Source organism: Bradyrhizobium sp. 170 (assembly GCF_023101085.1).
Classification (GTDB): domain Bacteria; phylum Pseudomonadota; class Alphaproteobacteria; order Rhizobiales; family Xanthobacteraceae; genus Bradyrhizobium.
Map to the genome: position 1 here is coordinate 2,756,331 of NZ_CP064703.1, position 24,921 is coordinate 2,781,251.

At 64.1% G+C, this 24,921-nt stretch carries 18 protein-coding genes and 2 pseudogenes; 17 read left to right on the forward strand and 3 right to left on the reverse strand.

The features are described from left to right. Positions 1–84: 84 nt before the first annotated feature. The 7 genes and pseudogenes from IVB05_RS12940 (at position 85) to IVB05_RS12970 (ending at position 10,747) form a co-directional block, all read left to right on the forward strand. Complete coding sequence (locus tag IVB05_RS12940) at positions 85–1,749, forward strand: recombinase family protein (protein WP_247784744.1); 1,665 nt, start codon at positions 85–87, stop codon at positions 1,747–1,749. Between the two features lie 1,065 nt (positions 1,750–2,814). Continuing rightward, positions 2,815–3,549 (forward strand): annotated as a pseudogene (locus IVB05_RS12945) (ArdC-like ssDNA-binding domain-containing protein); the annotation flags it as partial. A 375-nt stretch (positions 3,550–3,924) separates the two neighbouring features. Continuing rightward, the gene (locus IVB05_RS12950; protein WP_247784745.1) at positions 3,925–5,151 is read left to right on the forward strand and encodes a tyrosine-type recombinase/integrase; all 1,227 of its coding nucleotides are present in this window, start codon (positions 3,925–3,927) and stop codon (positions 5,149–5,151) included. Further along, the gene (locus IVB05_RS12955) at positions 5,148–6,989 is read left to right on the forward strand and encodes a hypothetical protein (protein ID WP_247784746.1); all 1,842 of its coding nucleotides are present in this window, start codon (positions 5,148–5,150) and stop codon (positions 6,987–6,989) included. The genes IVB05_RS12950 and IVB05_RS12955 overlap by 4 nt, the downstream gene beginning before the upstream one ends. Next, positions 6,989–9,151 carry a hypothetical protein gene (locus tag IVB05_RS12960; protein WP_247784747.1) on the forward strand — a complete coding sequence of 721 codons (2,163 nt, stop codon included), beginning with the start codon at positions 6,989–6,991 and terminating at the stop codon, positions 9,149–9,151. The genes IVB05_RS12955 and IVB05_RS12960 overlap by 1 nt, the downstream gene beginning before the upstream one ends. Further along, positions 9,148–9,588 carry a hypothetical protein gene (locus IVB05_RS12965; RefSeq protein ID WP_247784748.1) on the forward strand — a complete coding sequence of 147 codons (441 nt, stop codon included), beginning with the start codon at positions 9,148–9,150 and terminating at the stop codon, positions 9,586–9,588. The genes IVB05_RS12960 and IVB05_RS12965 overlap by 4 nt, the downstream gene beginning before the upstream one ends. Positions 9,589–9,811: 223 nt before the next feature. Further along, positions 9,812–10,747, forward strand: coding sequence for a zincin-like metallopeptidase domain-containing protein (locus tag IVB05_RS12970; protein ID WP_247784750.1), 936 nt, complete (start codon positions 9,812–9,814; stop codon positions 10,745–10,747). Between the two features lie 43 nt (positions 10,748–10,790). Here the strand turns inward: IVB05_RS12970 and IVB05_RS12975 are convergent, their stop codons facing one another. Continuing rightward, positions 10,791–11,219, reverse strand: a complete 429-nt coding sequence (locus IVB05_RS12975) for a helix-turn-helix domain-containing protein (RefSeq protein WP_247784751.1) — start codon at positions 11,217–11,219, stop codon at positions 10,791–10,793. Between the two features lie 85 nt (positions 11,220–11,304). On the opposite strand from IVB05_RS12975, the gene IVB05_RS12980 reads away from it, so the two are divergent. From IVB05_RS12980 to merBA, 4 genes are read left to right on the forward strand one after another with little or no spacing between them, the layout of a single operon-like run. Further along, on the forward strand, positions 11,305–11,730 hold the full coding sequence (locus IVB05_RS12980) for a mercuric transporter MerT family protein (RefSeq protein ID WP_247784756.1): 426 nt from the start codon (positions 11,305–11,307) through the stop codon (positions 11,728–11,730). 21 nt (positions 11,731–11,751) lie between these two features. After that, positions 11,752–12,045, forward strand: a complete 294-nt coding sequence (locus tag IVB05_RS12985) for a cation transporter (protein ID WP_247784758.1) — start codon at positions 11,752–11,754, stop codon at positions 12,043–12,045. A gap of 1 nt (position 12,046) precedes the next feature. Beyond that, the gene (locus tag IVB05_RS12990) at positions 12,047–12,295 is read left to right on the forward strand and encodes a mercury transport protein (RefSeq protein WP_247784759.1); all 249 of its coding nucleotides are present in this window, start codon (positions 12,047–12,049) and stop codon (positions 12,293–12,295) included. After that, a complete protein-coding gene (gene merBA, locus IVB05_RS12995; protein WP_247784760.1) occupies positions 12,292–14,553 on the forward strand; it encodes a bifunctional organomercurial lyase/mercury(II) reductase MerBA in 2,262 nt (753 codons plus the stop codon). Before IVB05_RS12990 ends, merBA begins: the two co-directional genes overlap by 4 nt. Before the next feature lie 27 nt (positions 14,554–14,580). Here merBA and IVB05_RS13000 read toward each other — a convergent pair whose 3' ends face one another. Together IVB05_RS13000 and IVB05_RS13005 are read right to left on the reverse strand one after the other, a co-directional pair. Further along, positions 14,581–15,546, reverse strand: a complete 966-nt coding sequence (locus IVB05_RS13000; RefSeq protein ID WP_247784761.1) for a bile acid:sodium symporter — start codon at positions 15,544–15,546, stop codon at positions 14,581–14,583. 135 nt (positions 15,547–15,681) lie between these two features. Further along, positions 15,682–16,152, reverse strand: a complete 471-nt coding sequence (locus tag IVB05_RS13005) for a helix-turn-helix domain-containing protein (RefSeq protein ID WP_247784762.1) — start codon at positions 16,150–16,152, stop codon at positions 15,682–15,684. A gap of 107 nt (positions 16,153–16,259) precedes the next feature. On the opposite strand from IVB05_RS13005, the gene IVB05_RS13010 reads away from it, so the two are divergent. The 6 genes and pseudogenes from IVB05_RS13010 to IVB05_RS13035 all read left to right on the forward strand — a co-directional run bounded on the left by IVB05_RS13010 (position 16,260) and on the right by IVB05_RS13035 (position 24,920). Continuing rightward, the gene (locus tag IVB05_RS13010) at positions 16,260–16,622 is read left to right on the forward strand and encodes a hypothetical protein (RefSeq protein ID WP_247784764.1); all 363 of its coding nucleotides are present in this window, start codon (positions 16,260–16,262) and stop codon (positions 16,620–16,622) included. Next, positions 16,622–17,014 carry a hypothetical protein gene (locus tag IVB05_RS13015; protein ID WP_247784766.1) on the forward strand — a complete coding sequence of 131 codons (393 nt, stop codon included), beginning with the start codon at positions 16,622–16,624 and terminating at the stop codon, positions 17,012–17,014. Before IVB05_RS13010 ends, IVB05_RS13015 begins: the two co-directional genes overlap by 1 nt. A gap of 207 nt (positions 17,015–17,221) precedes the next feature. Further along, positions 17,222–17,437, forward strand: a pseudogene (locus IVB05_RS13020) (zincin-like metallopeptidase domain-containing protein); the annotation flags it as partial. Positions 17,438–17,565: 128 nt separating this feature from the next. Beyond that, complete coding sequence (locus tag IVB05_RS13025; protein WP_247784768.1) at positions 17,566–19,680, forward strand: ParB/RepB/Spo0J family partition protein; 2,115 nt, start codon at positions 17,566–17,568, stop codon at positions 19,678–19,680. A 121-nt stretch (positions 19,681–19,801) separates the two neighbouring features. Further along, positions 19,802–20,275, forward strand: a complete 474-nt coding sequence (locus tag IVB05_RS13030) for a hypothetical protein (RefSeq protein ID WP_247784770.1) — start codon at positions 19,802–19,804, stop codon at positions 20,273–20,275. Between the two features lie 301 nt (positions 20,276–20,576). Continuing rightward, on the forward strand, positions 20,577–24,920 hold the full coding sequence (locus IVB05_RS13035; protein WP_247784771.1) for a strawberry notch-like NTP hydrolase domain-containing protein: 4,344 nt from the start codon (positions 20,577–20,579) through the stop codon (positions 24,918–24,920). The last annotated feature ends 1 nt before the right edge of the window (position 24,921 follow it).

Genomic DNA, 24,921 nt, shown 5'->3' on the forward strand with positions numbered 1-24,921 from the left:
TCTGCCAGCTTGAACCGGCGGCCCTTGCACTGAAGTCGGTTCGAGGATTGGATTACCCGCGAGCCGAGTGATCGAGGTAAGTCCATGGTCAATGCGCTCGTCATCCGCCGCAATACGCAACTGGCAAAAGCCCTGAAGGCTCTTCGCGCGGCGCAATATGTTCGAATGTCCACCGATCTTCAGCGCTATTCGACCCAGAACCAGGCGGCCGCTATCGCGGCATACGCGCAGCAACGAAACCTTACCATCGTTCGGACTTATGTCGACGAAGGGCGCAGCGGAGTGAGAATCAACCGGCGGCCGGCCCTTGCCGAACTCATCAAGGATGTTCAATCAGGAAACACGGACTTTGAGCACATTCTGGTCTATGACGTCAGCCGATGGGGACGCTTCCAGGATGTCGATGAAAGCGCGCATTATGAGTTTGTCTGCAAGCGAAGCGGCGTCAAGGTCGCCTATTGCGCTGAACAATTCGAAAACGACGGAAGCCTTCTGTCGAGCATCTTAAAGAACATCAAGCGCGTAATGGCGGCTGAGTTCAGCCGGGAGCTTGGCGTCAAGGTGCACGCCGGCCACTGCCGAATAGCGAGCCTTGGCTATCGCGTTGGTGGCTCGCTCACGTTCGGGCTCGGCAGAGAGATGGTCGATGAGGAGAAACGCTCCAAAGGTCGGCTGGCGAAGGGCGAGTACAAGGCCTTGAAAACGGACCGTGTGCGGCTTCGGCTGGGGTCTGACGAAGAGATTGCGGTCGTCAGATGGATATTCCAGCAATTCGTCTTAGAGCGAAAGACCGACGTCGAAATCGCACGGCAGCTCAATCGCGGAAACATCGCCAGTCACCATGGGCGACCCTGGACCTACATCATGGTCCATTCTATTCTCAGAAATGAGAACTATATCGGCAATCTCGTTTACAACCGAACGACCCGCCGTCTCGGCCAGACGCAAGTAAACAATCCCGATAATTTGTGGATTCGTAGCCCAGGAGTAGTGTCGCCGGTGATCGACCAGGATCTCTTTGCACGTGCTCAGAAGATCATGGCTGAACGGTACATCTCGATTCCAGAAGACCAGATGCTGCGCAGACTCCGCCTGACGCTCGGTCGCAAAGGAAAACTCACGACCCGCATCATTAAAAATGCGCCCGGACTCCCTTCTGTCGCATGCTACATCAAGCATTTTGGCTCACTACGAAAAGCTTACGCGCTTATCGGTTATCAAGGATCCCGTGACTGCGAATGGTTTGACGTGCGAGATCATTGGTCCGAGCTTTTGTCAAAGCTGGCAGGGCAGGTTGCGGAGGCGCTGAGGACCGATCTCGGGATTCGGTTGAATCTCACCGACGATGGTGTAGGGCTCGCACGGCACGGAAACAGCAAGATCATCTCGTTTCAGGTCGTCCGGCGAATGGCGCGGAGGACCCCAAATCATGTTGCTCTGTGGAGAGCCCACCTGAGAAAGGAACGAACCAGGCTGTGTGTTTTCTTGCGGCTGAAGGAGGCCAACAAGGTGGTTCAAGACTATGTGCTGTTGCCCGCAGCAGACACTGCGAAGCCTTATCTAACGCTTTCAGACGGCGCATTGGCCCGCCACAAGGCCGTTCGCGTAGACACTGTGAACGAACTTATTCGGAACATCAAAGCGAGGTTCACTTCGTCCAGCCATGCCGCGCCAGCCAAGCCAACGCGACCGAACAAGCGAAGGAAACCAAGCCGGCCCAAAACCAGGAACGTCCGCGTGCGGCACTGACGGAGCGCAGATCAGATAGAGAATGGCGCCCAATACCTTGCCGTAGTTTCTCCTGAAATCGCCATTGAGCTTCGAAATCTCGACGAGCTCGGAACATTGGTCGGGCATTACATTCTCCTGGAAACACCCCAGGTGCCCCATAGTGTGAATGCTGATCGAAGTTGACCCCTCAATCGCCGCACGTGCGGATCTAAAGTCTTGACTTTATTGATGTGGGAACGACCCCGGCGCCGATAGGCGTCCAAACCCCACGCCGAAACACACTTGTGGTTGTTAAGGCCGAGTTTGCCACCCGGCAAGGGTGCTTGAGTCGGCGGAGAACTGAAGAAGCGTTTCCGATGGTCAGATCCGGATCTATCACCCGCAAAAAAGCGCTCGTGAGGATATCCGCATTTCCCGAGCTCACGTTGTTGCTGCTTCTCGTCTTTGCGCGTGCGGCTGTCGCCGCACCGGGCTCTCGTGAACCGAGCCGCGCAGCGTCTCGGCCATGCGGCTTCGATCCCTCGCGCAGAATAACGAGTCGCTCGCCGGAGGCACTCGCTCTCGGGTCCCGCCGTCATTTCATTCCGGCGTCGCTATCACTGCCCCGCGCTCGGGTGCCTTTTTAACCGGTCTCGCGACTGCACTCGGTCCCGGGTCCCGCCGCTACGCGTCGGCGCTATGCTGACCCTCCTGCGGGTGCCTTTTTTAGCCGGGTCTCGCGACCCGTGAGTGGTCTCCGCTTTCGCGCCGCCCATACACTTCTCTTCTATGTTGATGACGGGACCTCCGCACCTCGCGCGCAAAGCTTCCTGACCCGACCCGCCACATCAGCCCCGTTAATCACACGCGTGAGCCCTCGCGCGAGCTTGGGCGCGCCGTCACAACCATCGGCATTTGGAGCAGCAGCGCGTCCAGACCGACCGAGATACGTGGGTGCATCCGGTTCGAAATCTACCGAGCCTTCAGCTTCTTTTCCGGCGCAGTGCGCCCGTCATCGAGATTGAGAGTGAGAGGGCAGACCGGGTTCGTGACGGGTCGAGTGGTCGGGAGAGAGGCTTCCGGCGCCCGTCGCGGAGAACCGCGATGTTCAGCCAGAAATCATACGCGCGCGCCGGTCAGGATCGGGCCAGCCTTTACACCGAAATCACCGACAAGATCATCGCCGAACTGGAGGCCGGCCGCATCCCATGGGTGCAGCCATGGGGGACGGCGGCGATCAAGGCGCCGCTCGCCATGCCGCGCAATGCTTCGACGCAGCGCGGCTACTCTGGAATTAACGTGCTGATTCTGTGGGGCGCCGTCATTGAACACGGCTTCTCCGGCCAGAGCTGGCTGACCTTTCGTCAGGCGCTCGGGCTCGGCGGCCATGTCAGGAAGGGAGAGCGGGGAACCACCGTCGTCTATGCCGATCGCTTCGTTCCCCAGGGTGAGCGCCAGCATGCCGCGGAGACCGGGGAAGAGCCGGGCACGATCCCGTTCCTCAAGCGTTTCACTCTCTTCAACACCGACCAATGCGATTTGCCCGAGGACGTCGCTGGCTCGGTAGTCCCGTCCCCACCGGACCAGATCGAACCGCAGGCTGAAGCTTTGATTGCCGCGACCGGTGCCGACTTCCGCATCGGCGGCGCGCGCGCCTACTATAATACGAGCGGCGATTTCGTGCAGGTCCCGCCGCCGGCGGCTTACTTTGAGCCGATCAATTGGCATCGGACCGCGTTTCACGAACTCTCGCACTGGAGCGGAGCGGCTCCCCGGCTTGGTCGGGATCTCTCGGGCTCGTTCGGCTCCAAATCCTACGCGCGCGAGGAACTGGTCGCGTTATCCTGACTCTGTGATCCTGTCTCAGAATCAGGCATGGAGCCGCATCACGGACTGGTCCGATGAAGCTCTTCAGACGTCCGGGTCAAGCGTTCCCGCAGCGTAAGCGAGGACAACGCTTGACGCGGCGGCGACTCCACAAACTTGTCTATGGGTGCAGGCGAAGTCCTGCACCCCTGCCACGCGGCGAGCGGGAGAGCGCGAGGGGAACCCCTCGCATTCTAAACAATGAAGTTGCGCCGAAGGCGCTCCGCTTAGGTATCGCGCGTGCAGTTGTATTTTACAAACGTTGACGCTGTTTCTCGCCCGCTTTCCATTGATGGCCTCGTAAGGATCATTGCGCCCGCCGCGCTTGGCAGCGCCGAGCGCGCTGGGTTGATCGACGGCATGCCTTTCATCCTGATGGATGACGGCAGCTACGATCTCCATCTCAATCGATTCTTCCGCGCCTGTCCGGGCATGGGGGCGCGGTCGCCGAACACATGGCGCTCCTACGCCCGGGACATTCTCGTCTGGGCGCGTTTTCTCAGCGAGCGGCGCGGCGGCAAGACGGTCTGGCAGGCGGACCGCCACGATGTGCTGGCCTTTCATCGGTGGGCCGTCGAAGAAGGGATCATCGCGACCTCGCCCTTCAGCTATGGCGTCACCCTCCGCAGGGCAGTTGGTACGCGCGCTATGCTGGCCGTTACGACGAACCGGGCGCGCGAGCGCGCGCCACGGCTGCACGATATGCGTTACGTCGATCTCGGCCGCTATTTGCTCTTCAGGGACGTGGGGCTGAGAGGGCGCTTGCCCGACGGCACCGACGATCCGACGTGGCGTGGCCGCAATGGCGAACGGAATGCGCTCTTCGCAGAGCTGTTGGTCACGACCGGACTGCGGCTGACCGAAGGCGGTAGCCTGCTTCTGGCCGATCTTCCTCGTGCGACAGAAGCCGGATCACGCTCGGTCGTATTCGATCTGCCAGGCGCGGTCGCCAAGGGCGGACGGCCGCGCCGTGTTCGCATTCCCCGTCGCGTGCTGGCGCTGATCAACGACTACATCGATCTCGAGCGCGCTGTCTCATCCGCCCGATCGGAGCCTGCGGTCACCAATCCGCTCTGGTTGGCGCCGGAGGGTGGGAAGATCGTCGCCGCGGCGGGCAAGCGGGTCCGGCTCGACCGGCTCACGCCGGGCGAGCGACGGCGTGTGCTGATCGGCACACCGGGCAAAGCACAACACGCCTTGCTTTGGTTGACCGAAGGCGGCCGGCCCTTGCCTGCGGCCACTTGGGAAGCCGCTTTTCGGCGGGCTTGCGCGCGCTGCCATCGTTTCGGCATCGACGTCAACGTATCGCCCCATACGTTGCGGCATACCTTCGCCGTCAACATGCTTTCCATGCTGATCCGCGAGCAGATCGGCGCGGTGTTCGATCCGCAGGATCGGCACGGCGCGGCCTATCGCCGGATTCTCGGCGATCCGCTGCAGAAGCTGCAGCATCTGCTGGGGCACGCGAGCGTGACCAGCACCTACATCTATCTCGACAGCTTGGCCGAAGCGCAGGAACTGGTCGACACGGCCGCGGATCGCTGGGCCCAAGATACGGCCGGTGATGCGCAATGACCGCCGCCATGACCACATCGGCGCGGCGGCCCGGCCGCCGTGCCCTCTTTCCCGAGACGCTGCCCGATCCCGAGGAGGAAGCTGCTGCGGCGATCGCATCGCTCCGCTTCCCTGTCACCCTCGCGGACCGCACCATGACCATCGACCTGACGATACTGGGCGGTCGCAGAGCATTGGCGCGGACGCTTGCGGGTGCGCTTTGGCGCGCCTGCCAGGTTGGCGGCCCGGCAGGCTCGATCTCGACGGCCGCTGCCTACGCCAATGCGCTCAAGATGTTCTGGCGCTGTCTCGACGCCGGCACTCATCGCGTAACGCGTCTATCGGACATCGATGCCGCGTGCATCGACGGTTTCGACGCCTGGATGGAAGAGAGCGGCCTGCACCCCAATCATCGGCTGCACCGGATGAGCAAAGTGCTCAATCTGCTCCGGCTGGCGGATGCGGCGTCGCCGCGGCAACTGCCACCTGATGCGTCGCGGCGGCTGATGTACACGAGTGATCGGCCGGGCGTGCGCGCCCAACCGCGCGATGCCTATGGCGATGATGTTGCTTCGGCATTGCGAAGCGCAGCACGCGCAGACCTCAGCGCGATCATGCATCGCTTTGCCGCGGTCGAGCGCCTTCCGGCGCACGACGATGCCGATCGGAGCAGCGCTCTGGCAGCAGCACACGAAGCGGCCATGGCAGCGATCGATGCGGAGGGCGTCATCGGGCACCGGCATCCGCTCTTCAAACGGCTCTATACGCTCCGCCGGGAGTGCGGTTTGCCGAACGATCGCCTGATCTACGATCTCCATGGCTGCAGGCATCTGCTGGCCACCGACCTCGTGCCGCTTGTTGTTCTCATTTCGCTCGAGACTGGTCTCGAGGTCGAAGCCATCAAGGGATTGCGGTCGGATTGCCTGAAGAACCCATCCGGCGGCTATGTCGAGATCGAGTACTGCAAGCGGCGGGCGCGCGGCGCCGAGTGGAAGCGACTGCGCGTCCGCGATGGCGGATCGTCGACGCCCGGCGGGCTGATCCGGAAGGTGCTGCACTGGACGGAAGGCACCAGACACCGGCTCGGCGTGCACTCGCTGTGGGCTCATTTCGCCTGGGGCCGCCTGACCCCACGCGTCCTAAGCATGAAGGAAGTCATCGCCTCATGGATCGGACGGCATGGCATCCTCGACGAGCACGGCCGGCCGCTCCGCCTCAACCTGACCCGCCTGCGCAAGACCCATAAGGCGGCATGGTATCGCCGAACCGGCGGCCAGCTCGACCGCTTCGCGGTCGGGCACAGCATCGCGGTCGCGGCCAATCACTACGCCGACATTCCCGCGCTTCGCCATCTCCACGAAGCGACCATTGCCGACGCCATGACCGATGCGCTCGACGCCGCTCGGCATCCGCACGTCCTGTCATCGGAGCAGGAGGCGGCCCTTCGAGCCGATCCCGACGACGCCGTTGATCTGCCGGTCTCGGGAGCGTCTGCCGTCAACGCCCTGTTGAGCGGCGAGCAAGACGTCTGGCTCGCCAGTTGCGGCGGCTTCTACAAGAGCCCGTTCGCGGCCGACGGCGAAGCCTGTCCGTCACCGTTCTGGGGATGCCTGGAATGCAGCAATGCGGTGATTACTGCCCGCAAGCTGCCCGCGCTCTTGTCGTTCCTTACCTTCATCCGCGCGCAAAGGCAGACGCTCACCGAACCTGACTGGACGACGAAGTTCGGACGCGTTCACGGACGGATCGCCGATCAGATCCTGCCCCGCTTCAGCGATGCCGAGATCGAACAGGCGCGTCAGGTCGCGGCTTCAGACCCGGCGCTTATTTACCTGCCACCTGAAGCGGGAGCACCGTGATGCCGACGCCGATCACGCTGCCGGCGCGGGCGTCGCTGCCATCCGCCATCTATAGTGACGACGAGCCTGTCCTCGCCGGCGTCACGGTCAGGGAGGATATCGACCGCGCGCAGCTTCCCCGTTTCGGTGACGATCACTGGGATTTGGGCGCCACCATCTTCCGCGTGAACGCCCGCTACAGCAATTATCGGCTGAACTTCGCCCGCATCGCCGATCCTGTGACGCGGCGGCTGGCGAAGGAGTATGTGATCGCCCGTTTGCGCATCCATGTGCCGGGATACCGCGCGCCGTGTGGTGCGACCTCGGCGATCCGCTTGCTGCGCTACATCCAGCATTTCGCGGCGTTTCTCAGCACAAGGATCGGTGCCGTCGATCTGAGCCGGATCGATCAGGCGCTGCTCGATGCCTATCTGGTGCACGCCCGCGACGGCGGGCGGCGAACGCCCAACGAGACGGTGAAGTATGTCGAATTGCCGATCGATCTGTATCATCTATCGCCGTGGTTGACGGGCGGCGGCATCGGTATTCTTCCGTGGCGCGGGCGCGCGGCGCACCACGTTGCGGGACGTCCACCCACACCCGCCGAGAATGCCACGCCGCGCATTCCCGAGCCAATCATCGGCGCCATGCTTCGCTGGTCGCTCAAGTACATCGAGGTCTACGCGCCGGACATTCTGGCGGCGCGCGCAGAACTCAATGCCATGGAGGATCGCTGCGCTCGATTGATGGCGCGCGACGCCCGGACGGGTCGAGCCGTTGCCAAGACCTACCGCGCCCGTGTGGCAAAGTGGCTCGACGCGCGCCGGGCCGCAGGCCGAGGCGTGCCGATCTGGGAGCGGGCGCCCAACGCCGCCCGCCGGATCGATCCGCTGACCGGCCGCGAGATTCCTCCCTACAACCTCCATCTGATGCGGCTGCATGTCGGCGCTCCCGAGAGCGGGCGCGTCAGCCAGTCCGAACCGACTGCACAGTTGATCGACGCCGCGGCTGCTGAACTGGGAACCGAGATCGGCGGTCTCGATACGCCAATTTCGATTGATCCCGACACGGGCTTGCCGTGGCGTGAGCGCTTCGACGGATTAAGCCTCGCCCGCGAGGAGCGGATGCTGCAAGGCGCCTGCTATTTGGTCTGCGCCTATCTCACCGGCATGCGCGACAGCGAGGTGCAAGCCATGCAGCCGGGCTGCGTTTCAGCGGTGCGTAGCGCCGACGGCCTGGTCGAACGCTACCGGGTGCGCAGCACCGTCTACAAACGTCAAGGCGCGCGCGGCGCGACGGCTGACTGGATTACGATCGAGCCGGTCGCTCGTGCCGTCGCGGTCATGGAGGCTCTCTCTGCACGTAATCGCCGCGAGAAGGGATTGTCGTCCTTATGGGTAGCGCTGAAGGATTGGCCCTGGAGCAACGATCATCTCGGCATGGGTGCGGCGATCACGCTCAATCTGTTTCGCGACGGGCTGGATGCGCGCTCCGCCGACACGCCGGCAATTCCGCGGATCGGGGGTGAGCCCTGGAAGTTCACCACTCGGCAACTGCGCCGCACGGTCGCGTGGTACATCGCCAACCGGCCGTTCGGCACCGTCGCCGGCAAAATCCAGTATAAGCACGCCTCAGTCGTCATGTTCGAAGGCTATGCGGGCTCGGCGCAGGCCGACTTCCGCCTCGCCGTCGAACGCGAACGCGCGCTTGGCCAGCTCGACGACATCGTTGCTCATTACGAAGCGTTTCTTCGTCATGAAGGTCCGGCGGGACCTGGTGCCACGCGGTTGCGACGCGAGTTCGCGCGGGTGCAGAACGAGCTTGGCGATCTCCCGGGCCGCATCATGGATCGCAAGCGACTGCGCACCATGCTCGCCCATCTCGGCCGGACCTTACATGTCGGCTTCCTCAATGATTGCCTTTTCGATGCCGCAACTGCGCTCTGCCTTAGAGACCCATCCGACGCCGAACGAACGGCGCCCGCCTTATCACGATGCAGCCCCGATCGCTGCCCGAATGCCTGCTTGACCGCACGCCATCGCGAGCCGTGGCAGGCCTCAATCGCTGAAGGCGAGGCCTTGCTTGAGCATCGGCACCTGTCGTCCCTGCAGCGGGTGGCCATTACGCGTGACAACGAACGCAAACGTCGGCTGATCGCACCTCTGATGGATGGTGATGCATGACCAGCCTGGGTCCGAGGAGCGAGGCGGCATTGAGGGCGGCAATGGCGCGACTGGTCGACGGTCGGCCCGAACGCACCGACGGCGCGCTCACCGTCTCCAATCTGGCGCGCGAGGCCGGCGTCAGCCGGGCAACAGCGAACCGCGCGGTCGATCTTCTCGCCGAGTTTCGTGCTGCCGAAGCGCGCCACCGGCGATCATCTCCTCAAGCACTGAAGGATCGCGTCCGCTCCATCGAAGCCGAGCTCCGGGCCGTGCGCGGTGCCGAGATGGCCGAACTGCGCGCGCTCACCCGCACGCTCGCGCAGCACATCCAGGTGCTGACGTTGCAGGTTGCCGAGCGTGACGAGGTGATTGCCGCCTTGCAGGATGAACTGGCGCGATCGAATGAGGCCAAGGTCGTTCCGCTGCGGCGCTCGCCGCGAGACGGCGCTGGCTGAGAGCCACGCAATATCCTCACCGCCGGCCGGTCCTGCGGCCATCGGTCATGGCCGACGTCTCCTGTGCTCGCCCGTCGAGGCAGGGGCTCGGTTGTGGCAGACGCTGCCGGCCCGTCAACCCTGTTCCGCACCAGTAACCGAGAACAGGGTGTGACGGCCCGGCTCGCCGCGTCTGCCCCTGCCGCTTCGCCCTCGACGGAGAGGGCGAGCACAGGAGGCACCCATGACCACCGATCGCAACAGCCAGGCCCGGACCGTCAACGATATCTACGAGCGCGTCACCAACCAGATCATCGCCGCCGTCGAGGCCGGCGCCGGCGAGCACCGGATGCCCTGGCATCACGACGGATCGGCCATCACCACACCCGTCAATGTTGCCTCACGCAAGACCTATCGCGGTGTCAACGTAATCACCCTTTGGGCTGCGGCGCATGCGGCCGGCTATCCCGCCGGCATCTGGGGCACCTATCGCCAATGGCGCGAACTCGACGCTCAGGTTCGCAAGGGCGAGCGCGGCCACCTCGTCGTGTTCTGGAAGATGAGCGATCGCGACGACGGCGGCGCCGATCGTCAGGACGGCGACGACAATCACGATGAGCCCTCGCGGCGCATGTTCGCCCGCGGCTACACCGTCTTCAACTGCGCCCAGGTCGACGGATACACGCCGCACGAGATGGCGCTGCTGCCGGCAGCCGAGCGGATCGAGCATGCCGAGCGGTTCTGCGCCGCCCTTGGCATCGATATTCGCCACGGCGGATCGCAGGCCTGCTACATCCCATCGAAGGACTGCGTGCAGATGCCGGACTTCGCCTGCTTCCGTGATGCGATTGCCTACTACGCCGTGCTACTCCACGAATGCGGACACGCCTCGGGTGCCAAGCATCGCCTCGACCGCGATCTCTCCGGACGATTCGGCTCGGCCGCCTACGCCATGGAAGAATGCACGGTCGAACTTCTCAGCGCCATGATCTGCGCCGATCTCAACCTCAGTGTCGAGCCGCGACCCGACCACGCCCGCTACATCGCCTCCTGGCTCGAAGTGCTGCGCTCCGACAAGCGCGCCATCTTCACCGCAGCGAGCAAGGCACAAGAGATCGCCGACTGGATGCACGCCCGGCAAGCCAATGCTCATCGGCACGAAGTCAAGGGCGCCGCGTAGGCGCCCCTCAGCGGGGCCGTTTCAAGGGATCCACCGGGTGCGATCAGTTGACCGCACCCTCCCGGAACAGCGTCTCGATCAGCGGGCATTCCGGCAACGTGCCGTCAGCACATTGCGCGACAACCTTCTTGAGCACCCGCTCCATGCGCTTCAGATCGGCGATCTTCGCCTGCACGTCCTCAAGGTGTGCGGCGGCGACGGCGCGCGCCTCGGCACAGGGCTGGTCGCGCTCGTCGACGAGACGCAGCAGCTCACGGATTTCATCGAGGGAGAAGCCGAGCTCGCGCGCGCGCAACACGAAGCGAAGGCGCCGCTCATGCGAGGTGTCGTAGCTGCGATAGCCGCCAGCCGTGCGCGGCGGTTCGGGCAGAAGACCGACCTTCTCGTAATAGCGCACGGTCTCCAGGTTGCACCCCGTCCGTTGGGCGAGCTCGGCTCGCTGCAGGCCCTTCACCACGGCGTGATCGCGCATCCCAAAATCCCTCTTGACCCTGTAGCGACTACAGACCTCATGGTACGGCACGCATAGGATTTCGACAAGGAAAGAGAGAGTGGACATGGTCGCATCGCGATCCGGAACGGCAAGCATGGCGCCTCGTGCGGCGGATCCCTCCGCGTCCGAGCGCGGCGAGGTCGGACGGCAGCGTCTGATCGCCGTTGGCGGCATTTTCGGCGCGCTCGCCGCCTCGTCCTGCTGCATCGTGCCGCTGATCCTGTTCAGCCTCGGCATTGGTGGTGCCTGGATTGGCAATCTAACGGCGCTTGCACCCTACAAACCGATCTTCGTCGCCGCAACCGCAGGCCTTCTCGGTTACGGCTTCTATCTCGTCTACTGGAAGCCGCGGCGAGCCTGCGCCGAGGGCGCCGCTTGCGCGCGCCCCATTTCCAACCGTCTCGTCCAGCTCGCGCTCTGGATCGCGACCGTGCTCGTGATCGCCGCCTTCGCCTTCGACTACGTCGCCCCGCTGCTGCTTCGCGCCTGACACCAAAAGGAGACCCGTCCGATGAACAAATATTTGAGCGCACTCACCTTGATCGCCTCGATGATGACGGCATCGACTGCATTCGCCGGCGAGCGCACGGTCACCTTCTCCGTCGACAACATGACCTGTGCCTCGTGTCCCTACATCGTGAAGAGTTCGATGGAGGGGGTCTCCGGCGTCGCAAAGGTCGCCGTTTCCTTCCGTGCCAAGACCGCAACCGTGATCTTCGACGACACGAAGACGAACTCGGACGCCATCGCGACCGCCAGCATGAACGCGGGCTATCCGGCCCATACGGTGAAGCAGGGCAGTTGAGGTGAATGACCGCGCCCTGATCCGTGCAGGCACGGCTGGTGCCGTCCTCGCTGCGATCTGTTGCGCGGCGCCGCTCCTCGCCGGAGTCCTGCCACTGGCCGGCCTCGGCGCGTGGCTGGTAGGTGAGGGTCTGGTGGTGCTTCCCCTGATGGTCGCGTGCTTCGGTCTCGTCGCGTGGGCTATCCATCGTCGCCACGCAAAAGCCGCCAGCAGCGAGACCAAAATTCACAAGGAGGGCGTGAAGCCATGAACGACTGTTGCACATCCTCCTCGTCCCTGGACAAGCTTGCAGCTTCCGCATCCACGACACTACCGAGCTACGCCGTGCGGCCGGGCGTGACGTTTCCGGATTGGTCTGTGGTCAAATCACCAGCGGTCAAGGATGCGCTGCAGGCAATGGTCGGGTCCGACCATGTGTTCGATCGCTGGAGAGGCTACGATCCCGCCACCGACCGCGTTCGCGTTGCGCTGCTCCAACTCTACGCCGAAGACGGACGAGCCCCGACCACGGGCGCGCTTGCGAAGCGAGCGGGGTTGAACGATACGTCCGTCCGCCCTCTGCTCGAAGAGCTCCGCCGTCGCGACCTGGCCGTGCTCGACGGCGAGCGGATCGTCGGCGCCTATCCCTTCACCGATAAGGACACGGGCCACCGGGTCACACTGGACGGACGTGTTCTCAACGCCATGTGCGCGGTCGACGCACTCGGCATTGGCGCCATGACTGATCGCGATATCATAATTGCATCGCGCTGCCGCCATTGTGGTGCGCCAATCCGGATCGCCACTCGGGACCAAGGGCGGGCGCTGGCGCAGATCGAGCCGCGGACTGCTGTCATGTGGCAAAGCGTTCGCTACGAAGGCGCGTGTGCTGCGAACTCGCTGTGCGCGACCACCGCCTTCTTCTGTTCGGACGACCATCTCTCCGCCTGGCGCCGTGAACAGGCCGCGGACGAGGCCGGGTTTCGGTTGTCGATCGAGGAAGGGCTGGAGGCTGGCCGCGCTCTGTTCGGGCCGAGCCTCGCCGGCCTCGATACGGCGGCACAGTCGTCGGTCGGCTCGACATCGAAGCGCGCTGTAGTGGCGGACCGGTTTCGCACGAACGGTCGCAATGGTGGCGCCTACGATCTCGTCGTCATCGGCGCCGGCTCGGCCGGCTTCTCGGCCTCGATCGCGGCCGCCGATCAGGGCGCGCAGGTAGCGCTCATCGGCAGCGGCACCATCGGCGGCACCTGCGTCAACATCGGCTGCGTGCCGTCGAAGACTCTGATCCGAGCCGCCGAGACGCTTCACAACGCGCGCGTAGCAGCGCGTTTTGCCGGCATCACGGCGGAGGCCGAACTGACCGACTGGCGCAGCACCGTTCGTCAGAAGGATGCACTCGTTTCCGAACTGCGCCAGGCCAAGTACACGAACCTGCTTCCCGCCTACAACAGTATCGCTTATCGTGAAGGACCGGCGCGCCTCATAGAAGGTGGTGTCGAGGTGGACGGCGCCCGCATTTCGGCCAGCAAGATCATCATTGCGACCGGCGCGCGGCCTGCGATACCCGCCATCCCCGGCATCGAGGCCGTGCCGTATTTGACCAGCACGACCGCGCTCGATCTTGAGGAGCTACCACGATCGTTGCTCGTCATCGGCGGCGGCTATATCGGGGCGGAGCTTGCCCAGATGTTCGCCCGCGCGGGCGTCAAGGTGACGCTCGTATGCCGGTCCCATTTGCTCCCCGAGGCGGAGGCCGAGATCGGCGCGGCGCTGACGGGATATTTCCAGGACGAAGGGATCTCCGTGATCTCCGGCATCGCCTACCGTGCGATCCGCAAGACCGAGAACGGCATTGCGCTCGATGTTTCGCGCGACGGCCAGAACACCACGATTGACGCCGATCAGGTGCTGATCACCACCGGGCGCGCGCCCAACATCGAAGGCCTTGGGCTCACCGAACACGGAATCGCCGTCTCGCCGAAGGGCGGCATCGTCGTCGACGACCGCATGCGCACCACCGGGGCCGGCATCTATGCCGCCGGCGACGTCACCGGCCGCGACCAGTTCGTCTATATGGCCGCCTACGGAGCCAAGCTCGCCGCCAAGAACGCCCTCAATGGCGACAGCCTGCGCTACGACAACAGCGCCATGCCGGCCATTGTGTTCACCGACCCGCAGGTGGCGAGCGTCGGCCTGACCGAGGCCGCGGCGCGCGCGGCCGGGCACGCCATCCGTATCTCGACAATCGGTCTCGACCAGGTGCCGCGCGCTCTCGCCGCTCGCGACACTCGTGGACTCATCAAGCTCGTGGCCGACGCCGGCAGCGGCCGGCTGCTGGGTGCGCATATCCTCGCGCCGGAAGGAGCCGACAGCATCCAGACCGCGGCGCTGGCGATCCGGCAGGGTCTCACCGTCGACGACCTCGCGGATGCGATCTTTCCGTATCTCACCACCGTCGAGGGCCTGAAGCTCGCGGCGCTGTCGTTCGGCAGGGATGTCGCCAAACTGTCGTGCTGCGCTGGTTGAGCGCGCCAAGAACACAATCTGCCGTGATTACTGCGGGAGCTTCGTCGACAGGCGTGGAATCCAGCGCACGTAAAGAAGCTCACTCACGAGTTCGATGATCGTCTGGGTGACGATCACCGCTGGAAGCGTCGGCACGCCTCCGGGGATTGCGAAGGCGAGCGGCAGAACTACGAGCGAGTTGCGCGTTGCTGCACTGAACGACACCGCACGGATGGCCCTGGGCTCAAGACGTAGGTTTCGTGCGACGAGCCAGCCGATCACCGGCGCGAGAATGGCATAAGCCACGTAGATCGGCGCCGCCGTCAGCGCGGCGGCACTCGCTTCGCCGATCCGCGGCATGACCGAGGCGAGGACAAGGAACAGGACAAGGGCCGTCGCCGGCACCGGAAGAAGCCCAAATGCAGTCGCCGCCCGAACGCCACTCGCCGCTCGCTGGGCCCAGAGCTGGACAGCTCCGGCCAGCACAAGGGGAGCGGCGATCAGCCAGACGAAGGCGTGGATGAATGGGCCAGGCTGGACGAGGCCAGAGGCATCACCACCCAGCACTAATCTTAGATAGACAGGCAGCAACCCTATCTGAAGCAGCAGGAGCGCCGGTGTTGCCGCCAGCAGCAGCCGGGCGTCGCCGCGGCCGAGATGCGTGAAGGTGACGACATAGTCGATGCAAGGTGTGAGAAGCACGAACAGAACCGCCAGCCGTAGCATCGGATCATATGGCAGGAACTGCACGAGCACGGCCGTAACGGCCGGCATGACGACGAAGTTCGTCGCGAGCAGAGCGCCAAGGAAGCGCGTGTTTCGCAGGGCCGCCCCAAGCTCTGCCAGCGGAACCTGGAGGAAGGTCACAAACAACATCACCGCCAAAGCGGGATTGATGGCGAACTCAAGCGCGCTCGCGGTCGGAACGGTGAGGCCGACGAGCGCCCCGACTGCGATCGCGGCGAAGTAGATCGCGACCTGGCGCGCCTCCAAGGCCGCTCGAACCTGTTCCACTCTTCCTGATCCTTTCCAGCCGATCGCGTCGGCGTTTCTGCAGCAAACGCCGCAGCGTCGCTCAATTTCAGTTTTGCGGAATCGTCGCCCTCGGGCGACACCGGCTGCGTCAAAGCCGCATTCGCACCGATGCTCTTAGCCACATGCTTGACGCGACATTCGGCGTTTCGAGCCTGCGCCAGCGTGCCGAAGCGGTGCGGATTGCGCTAGATCTCCCAGGATCACGCAATCCGGTCCTGGTCCGCCGGCACAGGACGCATCGCAGCTCTCCACGAAGCGGGCGATTGTCCGCTCCAGCGCCCTCAATTCCTCCAGCTTGACGCGAACCATGTCCAAGTGGCTTTGCGCCATATCTCGGGCTTCCATGCAGGACCGCTCCCTGTCCTGCATCAGCGCCACCAGTGATCGCACTTGCTCGATCGAGAAGCCGAAGTCGCGGCACCGGCGTATGAAGGTCAGCCGCTTGACGTCCTCGTCGCCATAGCTCCGCTGGCCGCCCTCGCGGCGGATCGCGCGAGGCAGGAGGCCAATCTCCTCATAGTAGCGGACGGTCGGCGTGCTCGTGCCGGTGCGCTTCGCCAAGGCGCCGATCTTCAGATCCTGCATCGCGTTTTTCCTTCGTCAGGGCTCTTGAACCTCAAGTTACTTGAAGTCCTATCTTCCTGCCAGTCCAAGTCGTCCAGGCTCTCGGACGATCAGAAGGAGCATCGAAGATGACCGCTGCCGTGGCCGAACCAACGCCGATCGCCTGCACCCTTGGATCCGGAGACTTCCAGGAGCGCGTGGCCTGGATCGACGACCTCAACCGCGACGCCTTGCGCTCCCAACGTCGGGATGGGCTGCGCCTCGAACTCACCTACGCGGCAGCTGCGCTCGACCGCGTGGGCGAGATGGTCGCGCGCGAGCAGGAATGCTGTGCGTTCCTAACCTTTGACGTGCGCGTAGAGAGAGATGCCGTTCACCTCGTCATAGAGGCTCCCGAGAGCGCACGCGATGCCCTCGACGCCGTCTTCGAGCCTTTCCAAGGGCGCGGGCCCGGTGCCTCCGCTTGCGGCTGTTCACCGGGGGACCAATGATGCGGAACACGCCTGAACTCCCCCATGACGGCGTCGACACGCTCGCGCGGAAGGCTGGTGGTCGTGTCATCGTGGCTGCCGCCGCGGTGACGGCAACGGGAGCGCTTGCATGCGCGGTCTGCTGCGTGCTGCCGTTCGCCCTGCCGGCAGTTGCGCTGGCGAGCGCCGGCGGCATCATTGCTTGGTTCGCACAAGCGCAGAGTTGGATGATGGATCTCGCGCTCGTCGCCGCCGCCGCCGCTTGGCTCTGGGTCGGGTGGCAGAGCCTCCGATCGAAGACGAGGCCTGCGAAGCCGACCCTCTTTGCGATGAGTTGCGCCACTATCTTCCTCGTACTGGCGATCTCGTGGCCTTTCCTCGAGCCAAGCGTCGTGCGGTTGCTCGCATCATAGAATGCTGCTGACGCTGTGGGCGGGCGGATGTCCGTCCTCGCACGAGCATCCTGCTGTCCCCAAGGCTTCGTTGTTCCACGCGCGTTCTCCGAATTGGGAAAAGCGAAGAATCTGTCTCATGATGACCGCTCGATCGAACGGCTCGGAAAACCAGCAAGTTCGCCGTCACAAACGAGCTGTGAGACAGGTTGACTGTTCAGATAACGCGCCGAGATGGCGGGGGCGTTTGTCTGCGCCACCCTTGGCATCGTGCCGACCGTGCGCCACGCCGACTATATCGGCTCCTGGCTCAAGGTGCTGCGCGAGGACAACCGCGCCGTCGTGCGGGCGGCGAGCGCGGCATCGAAGGCTGCCGATTTCCTGCTCGGCTTTCTGCAACGGCCGATCGCCTCTGCCAATGATAGCAACGAGGAGGCCACGTAGTGTATCCGCCGGTTGTTTCGGCTTGCGTTCGCGGCGGTGCGTCAGAGAGCGAGAGGAGGGGTGGGCTTTTCGTGACGGGTTGGAGGTCGAGAGAGAGTCTTTCGGCCGCCCGTCGCGGAGAATTCGACATGGCAAGCGCCGTTCAGAAGATCAAACTCAGTCCATCCCGGGACATTCCTTTCAACAAGCTGGTCTTGAGCCAGTCGAATGTTCGCCGCGTCAAGGCGGGCATCTCGATCGAGCAATTGGCCGAGAGCATCGCGCAGCGCACCTTGCTGCAAAGCCTCAGCGTCCGTGCCGTCGTCGACGCCGACGGCACGGAGACCGGCATGTTCGAGGTGCCTGCGGGCGGGCGTCGATACCGCGCCCTCGAGCTTCTGGTGAAGCAGAAGCGCATGGCGAAGACGCAACCGGTCCCCTGCGTGGTCAGGGACGGCGGTATTGCCGAAGACGACTCGCTTGCGGAAAACGACGAACGCGTCGGCCTGCATCCGCTCGATCAGTTCCGCGCGTTCCAAATCCTCCGCGATGGCGGCATGAGCGAAGAGGACATCGCCGCACGGCATTTCGTGACGCCGGCTATCGTCAAGCAGCGCCTGCGCCTGGCTTCGGTGTCGCCGAAGCTGCACGACGTCTACGCCGAGGATGGCATGACGCTGGAGCAACTCATGGCCTTTACCGTCACCGGCGACCAGGCGCGTCAGGAGCAGGTTTGGGACGATGTGAGCCGCTCTCAGAACGACGAACCGTACCAGATCCGCCGGATGCTCACGGAACACACCGTGCGCGCCTCCGACCGCCGCGCCCAATTCGTCGGGCTCGACGCGTACGAGCAGGCGGGTGGCGTCGTGCTGCGCGACTTGTTTCAGCACGATGACGGGGGGTGGCTGCAGGACGTGCCGCTGCTCGATCGTATGGTCACGGAGAAGCTCAGGATCGAGGCCGAGGCGATCGCGTCCGAGGGCTGGAAGTGGATCACAGTTGCCGTCGACTTCCCCTACGGTCAGTCCAACGGACTGCGCCAACTCGACGGTCAGCTGGCTGAACTGACGGAGGAGGAGCGGGCGACGCTCGACGCCTTGAATGCCGAGTACGCCAGGATCGAGACCGACTACCAGGACGCCGACGAACTCCCCGAAGAGATCGACCAGCTTCTCGGCGAGATCGAGGCGGCGCGTTCGGCATTTGAAGACCGATCGCTCATCTACGATCCGGCCGACATCGCCCGTGCCGGCGGCTTCGTCAGCATCGACGCCGAAGGTTTACTCTCGATCGACCGCGGTTACGTTCGTCCTGAGGACGAGGTGCCCCAAGTCCCCGATAGCGACGCCGACGCTGGGGGAGAGACAGTCGACAACCGGGAGCCCGGTACGATCAAGCGTGCCGTCATCACGGTCGGTGGTGCGTCGACCGAGCCAGTCGACGAGGACGATGACGATGCCGTAAAGCCGCTGCCGGACCGGCTCGTCACCGAACTGACCGCGCATCGCACGCTGGCGCTGCGCGATGCACTGGCCAACAACCCCGCCGTCGCCTTCCAGGCGGTGCTGCACAATTTCGTGCTGGCGACCTTCTATCGTTTCGCATCGTCGAGCGGCTGCCTGGAGATCTCGATCCGAACGCCGACGTTCCCCGCTCAGGCTGCCGGCCTGAAGGAGAGCGCGTCGGCTGTCGCCATCGACGCACGCCACGATGGATGGAAGGCGCGGTTGCCCAAGGAGGAGGGCGGCCTGTGGGACGCGCTTGCCGCGCTCGACGGGACCGCGCAGGCGGCCCTGTTCGCGCACTGCGCCTCGTCCGCGGTCAACGCACTTCACGAACCCGCCAACCGGTACAATGAGGGGCGCGTCTCCGCCCACGGCGTCCGACGCCGGCTCGATCAGGCCGATGCCCTGGCTCGCGCTGTCGAGCTCGACATGGTGACAGCAGGCTGGAAGCCGACTGCCGATAACTACCTTGGCCGCGTCACCAAGCCCCGCATTCTCCAGGCGGTGCGCGAGGCCAAGGGTGAGCCGTCGGTGCAGCTCATCGACCACCTGAAGAAAGGCGACATGGCGCGGGAGGCCGAGCGTTTGCTCGATGGCACGGGCTGGCTGCCCGAGCCGCTACGTCTCCCTGACATCGACGACGCGCAGCAAGGTCCGGCCGCGGACGTCGAGGCGCTTCCGGAATTCCTCGCGGAGGACGACGAAGTCGCCGCCGACGCAGACGAAGACCGGCCCCAAATCATCGCAGCTGAATAGTTGAGTGAACGCGAGGCGGTTGCGGCCGCTTCGCACCTTCCCAGCCTCACACCCATCCCCAAGCCCGGCTCCCCCCAATGACAGGGACATGCCGGGCTTTCATCGTTTCAGGAGAACGATCATGTCTGCTCACACTGTCTACGAAAATGCACCACTCGGTTCACTCATTCGCTATTCCGACGGCACGCCGAGGCCGCCTGCGCGCTTCAAAAAGAAGCTCGCGGCGTGGGAAAACCGCAACGGCGCCGGGCGCCTCGTCAGGAAAGAGCCGGCCAGAGAGCGGCCGAACTGGATCTCGCCTGCCAGCTTCACACTCCACGAGGGCGATTTCGGGAGCGGCGGCGTCGTGGTGCTGACGGTCAGGCGTACATACTCCCTCGACAGCGATCTCCGCTTCGAGATCGTCGAACGCCCTGCCATCGGCGCGGTACGCATCCTCCAGGAATATGGCGACAATGCCGAACTGCTTCATCTAGCCCAAAGCCACGAAGCGGCCGAGCGCTGGTTGACGCAACATCGCTATTCCAACGTGCGCCTGAACGAGGTCACCGAGGATGAGGTCGGCGCTGATGTCGTCGAGGGTCGGGCCGCCTGACCTTCGGTGCGATCCACTGTACCCGTTCACTCGTAGGGCTCCCGGCCATCGCGCGGTTCCGTGTAGCGGGCAGGGGCCGATCGATCGTGCCTGCTGCGTCAAGAAGCACACCAGGCGGCTGATCGAGCCGGAGGCGCAACCGGCTTGATCGCGGGCAACTCGAGGGTCCGACGCTGATGCGTCGGACCCTTTGTTCGTGGACGGGTCAAAGGAAGAGCGCGGCCGGGACGGGTTTGAGCCGGCGAGGTCGAGAGAGAGCGCCTGCGGCTCGACCCGTCTCCGCTCTTTCGAGGTCACTTCCATGACATACATCTCCGCTTCTGCCGCCGCATCCGCGTGCTTTGAGGCCGCTTCCGATATCGCAGGCCGATCTGCCGCGATTGGCCGGGCCGCGCAACTTCTCCTTCCTCATCTCGAAAGTGGTCGTCGCATCGATGCGCCGCTCCTGCGCGTCGCCATGGACGCCGCTTTTGGCGGCACCGACGCTTCGGGAGCCTGGGCCTGGAAGACCGGCTACGACGCCTGTGAAGCGGCGACGGTGCTGTTCCTGCGCAAGTTCGCCCCGGCGATGCGCGCACGCGCCGCATCGCCGGTCGCCATGCTGCCGATGCTGGCCAAAATCACCAGCCTTCTTCCTACCCATACCCGCCGCTCCGAAGAGAGCGAGACGTTCCAACAGTTCAGTACGCCCATTCCGCTCAGTTTTGTGGCGAGCCTGGCCGCCGCGATCACGCCGGCTGACGTTGTCCTGGAGCCGTCGGCCGGCACCGGGCTGCTTGCGATCCTCGCCGAACTCGCCGGGGGATCTCTTGCCCTCAACGAGTTGGCCGAAACCCGCGCGGGACTTTTGTCACTCCTCTTTCCCGGCATCGCGGTGACCTCGTTCGATGCCGCGCACATCGACGATCATCTCAACACCGACACCGTCCCCAGCGTCGTGCTGATGAATCCGCCATTCTCGGCCGTCGCCAACGTCGATCGCCGTATGGCCGACGCGGCGCTCCGTCACATCTCCTCGGCACTGGGACGCCTGGCCGAAGGCGGACGCCTGGTCGCGATATCAGGCGCGAACTGCGCGCCCGACAATCCCGCGTGGCGGGACGCTTTCGTCGCCCTGCAGGAACGCGGGCGGGTCGTGTTTTCCGCTGCCATTGACGGCACGGTCTTCGCCAAGCACGGCACCAGCACCGATACGCGCCTGACCGTGATCGACAAGGTGCCTTGCGAAGATACAACGGTGTTTCCGCTGTCGCCAGGCATGGCGCCGGATGTAGCAACACTGCTCGGCTGGGTGATACGGCAGGTGCCATCTCGGTCTCCGATCGGATCGGCTGTCGCCAGTCCAGCGCCCGCGCGTCCGGCCATTCTCAAAACGGTACGCGCCTACGCCATGCGCCCATCCGCCGCCCCAGCACCGGCGATGGGATCCGAGGCGACCGAACTCGCCCACGAAACCCTGGCGTGGCACCCCGTCGAGCACGGCCGCATCACCGAAGCCCTCTACGAACAGTACGGCTTACAGTCGATCCGTATTCCCGGCTCCCAAGCCCATCCCACCATGCTCGTGCAATCAACGGCGATGGCGTCGGTCGCACCACCCATTCCCTCTTATCGGCCGCATCTTCCCGCGAATGTGGTGTCGGACGGCCTGCTGTCGGATGCACAGCTTGAATCCGTGATCTATGCCGGCGAAGCCCATGGCGGCACTCTCCAGGGATCATGGACGGTCGACGAGACGTTCGATTTCGTCTCGGCCGCGCCCGCGGACGCCGAGAACGCCGTCCAGTTTCGGCGTGGCTGGTTTCTTGGTGATGGAACTGGCGCCGGCAAGGGCCGTCAGGTCGCCGGTATCCTGCTCGACAACTGGCTCAAGGGTCGCCGCCGTGCAGTGTGGGTCAGCAAATCCGACAAGCTGATCGAGGACGCCCAGCGTGACTGGTCCGCACTCGGCCAGGAACGCCTGCTGGTGACACCGCTCTCGCGTTTCCGTCAGGGCACACCGATCCGTCTGGAGCAGGGCATCCTTTTCACGACCTACGCCACGCTACGTTCCGACGCGCGTGACGAGAAGGTTTCTCGGGTCCGGCAAATCGTTGAATGGTTGAGCAGGAATTTCGACGGCGTGATCATTTTCGACGAGTCTCACGCGATGCAGAATGCGGCGGGCGGGAAAGGTGAACGTGGCGGCGCGGCCGCTTCACAACAAGGCCGCGCGGGGCTTCGCCTGCAACATGCCTTGCCGAACGCGCGCATCGTCTACGTCTCGGCGACCGGCGCCACTACGGTCCACAATCTCGCCTATGCGCAGCGGCTTGGACTGTGGGGCGGCGAAGATTTCCCATTCGCCTCCCGCGCGGAGTTCGTTGAGGCGATTGAGGCCGGTGGTGTCGCGGCGATGGAAGTGCTGGCGCGCGATCTCAAGGCGCTCGGTCTCTATGCCGCCAGATCGTTGTCATATGAGGGCGTCGAATACGAGCTGGTTGAGCATACGCTCACCGACGAGCAGATTCGCATCTATGACGCTTATGCGGGCGCGTTCAGCGTCATCCATAACAATCTCGATGCGGCGATGCAGGCGGCCAACATCACCGGCTCCACCGGCACTTTGAACGCGCAGGCGAAGTCCGCCGCGCGCTCCGCCTTTGAGAGCGCCAAGCAGCGTTTCTTCAACCACCTCATTACGGCGATGAAGACGCCGTCGCTGATCGCAGCCATTGATCGCGATCTTGCGGCGGGCCATGCCGCCGTGATCCAGATTGTTTCGACCGGCGAGGCGCTGATGGAACGGCGGCTCGCCGAAATTCCGACCGAGGAATGGGGCGACGTCCAGGTCGACATTACCCCGCGCGAATACGTGCTGGATTATCTCGCGCATTCGTTCCCGACCCAGCTCTACGAGCCCTTCACCGACAGCGAGGGCAATTTGTCGTCACGGCCGGTATACCGTGACGGCCAGCCAGTGCAGTGTCGGGACGCCGTCGCGCGCCGCGACCGGCTGATCGAAAAACTCGCCTCGTTAACGCCTGTCCACGGCGCGCTCGATCAGATCGTTCAGCGCTTCGGCACCGACATGGTGGCCGAAGTCACCGGCCGTTCGCGCCGGATCGTTCGCAAGCGGGGCGCCGATCGCATCGATCGGCTCGTGGTCGAGAACCGCGCGGGTTCGGCGAATCTCGCCGAAACCCAGGCGTTCATGGATGACGACAAGCGCATCCTCGTTTTCTCCGACGCAGGCGGTACCGGACGCAGCTATCATGCGGAGCTGTCAGCCAAAAACCGCCGCCTTCGGGTTCACTACCTTCTTGAGGCCGGATGGAAGGCCGATGCCGCCATTCAGGGCCTTGGCCGTACCAACCGCACCAACCAGGTGCAGCCGCCGCTGTTCCGCCCTATCGCGACCAACGTGAAGGCCGAGAAGCGCTTTCTCTCGACCATCGCGCGGCGTCTCGACACCCTCGGCGCCATCACCAAAGGCCAGCGCCAGACCGGCGGGCAGGGGTTGTTCAGATCCGAGGACAATTTGGAGAGCCACTATGCCCGCGATGCCCTGCGGCAGCTCTACGTTCTCCTTGTCATGGGCAAGGTCGAGGATTGTTCACTCCAGACGTTTGAGGATACCACAGGGCTCAAGCTTATGGATGCCAACGGCATCAGGGACGAATTGCCGCCGATCACGACCTTCCTCAACCGTCTGCTGGCGATGACTATCGATCTGCAGAACATCCTGTTCACGGCTTTCGAACAATTGCTGACCTCGCGCATCGAGGGGGCGATCGCAAGCGGTACCTATGATGTCGGATTGGAAACGCTCACGGCAGAGTCCTTTGCCATCGCCGATCGGCAGACCATCTACACCCATCCCGGCACGTCGGCTGAGACCCGTCTGCTGACGATCACCCAACGTGATCGCAACAGACCCGTTACCCTCGACGACGCGCTCAATCGTCTCGCCGATCCGCGCGCCGTGCTCCTGGTCAACAGCCAGTCGAGACGAGCGGCAGTGCAGGTACCGGCTCGCAGTCTGATGACTGACGACGGTGAGGTCGAACGCCGGGTGCGTCTCATTCGACCGATGGAGCATCCAACTGTCGCGTTGGCGATGATGCCACAGACCCACTGGCAGGAGACCGACCGCGAGACCTTTTCGCGTGTCTGGACCGCGGAGGTTGCCGAGGTACCGGAATTCACCGACAGCAAGATCCACATCGTGTCTGGATTGTTGTTACCGATCTGGAAGCGCTTGCCCAACGAGTCGACGCGGGTCTACCGGCTCCAACTGGATACCGGCGAGCGCATCATTGGCCGCAAGGTCTCGCCGGCTTGGGTCGCGGGCGCACTTTCAATCGGTATGGCGACGTTGACGCCGGACGGGGCCTTTACGGCGCTGATGGATGGCAAGACCGTGCTCGATCTCGCCGAAGGCCTGCAACTTCGTCGCGTCCGCGTCATGGGCGTGAACCGCATCGAACTGTCCGGTTTTACCGACGCGATGCGGGACCGGCTGCGAGCCTATGGCCTGTTCCACGAAATCATCTCGTGGAAGCTGCGCATGTTCGTGCCGACGGACGCTTCCGGGCCGGCAATCCTGGGCAAAGTGCTGGAGCGCTATCCGCTCTCGCGCATCTCCGATCGGGCGGCGGCGTGAC

Excerpts from the sequence above, each read along its gene's own strand:
- IVB05_RS13025 (WP_247784768.1), top strand. The coding sequence starts at position 17,566 with ATGGCAAGCGCCGTTCAGAAGATCAAACTCAGTCCATCCCGGGACATT.
- IVB05_RS13030 (WP_247784770.1), top strand. The coding sequence starts at position 19,802 with ATGTCTGCTCACACTGTCTACGAAAATGCACCACTCGGTTCACTCATT.
- IVB05_RS12985 (WP_247784758.1), top strand. The coding sequence starts at position 11,752 with ATGAACAAATATTTGAGCGCACTCACCTTGATCGCCTCGATGATGACG.
- IVB05_RS12970 (WP_247784750.1), top strand. The coding sequence starts at position 9,812 with ATGACCACCGATCGCAACAGCCAGGCCCGGACCGTCAACGATATCTAC.
- IVB05_RS12955 (WP_247784746.1), top strand. The coding sequence starts at position 5,148 with ATGACCGCCGCCATGACCACATCGGCGCGGCGGCCCGGCCGCCGTGCC.
- IVB05_RS13035 (WP_247784771.1), top strand. The coding sequence starts at position 20,577 with ATGACATACATCTCCGCTTCTGCCGCCGCATCCGCGTGCTTTGAGGCC.
- IVB05_RS12940 (WP_247784744.1), top strand. The coding sequence starts at position 85 with ATGGTCAATGCGCTCGTCATCCGCCGCAATACGCAACTGGCAAAAGCC.
- IVB05_RS12975 (WP_247784751.1), bottom strand. The coding sequence starts at position 11,219 with ATGCGCGATCACGCCGTGGTGAAGGGCCTGCAGCGAGCCGAGCTCGCC.
- merBA (WP_247784760.1), top strand. The coding sequence starts at position 12,292 with ATGAACGACTGTTGCACATCCTCCTCGTCCCTGGACAAGCTTGCAGCT.
- IVB05_RS12960 (WP_247784747.1), top strand. The coding sequence starts at position 6,989 with ATGCCGACGCCGATCACGCTGCCGGCGCGGGCGTCGCTGCCATCCGCC.
- IVB05_RS13010 (WP_247784764.1), top strand. The coding sequence starts at position 16,260 with ATGACCGCTGCCGTGGCCGAACCAACGCCGATCGCCTGCACCCTTGGA.
- IVB05_RS12980 (WP_247784756.1), top strand. The coding sequence starts at position 11,305 with ATGGTCGCATCGCGATCCGGAACGGCAAGCATGGCGCCTCGTGCGGCG.
- IVB05_RS13015 (WP_247784766.1), top strand. The coding sequence starts at position 16,622 with ATGCGGAACACGCCTGAACTCCCCCATGACGGCGTCGACACGCTCGCG.
- IVB05_RS13005 (WP_247784762.1), bottom strand. The coding sequence starts at position 16,152 with ATGCAGGATCTGAAGATCGGCGCCTTGGCGAAGCGCACCGGCACGAGC.
- IVB05_RS12965 (WP_247784748.1), top strand. The coding sequence starts at position 9,148 with ATGACCAGCCTGGGTCCGAGGAGCGAGGCGGCATTGAGGGCGGCAATG.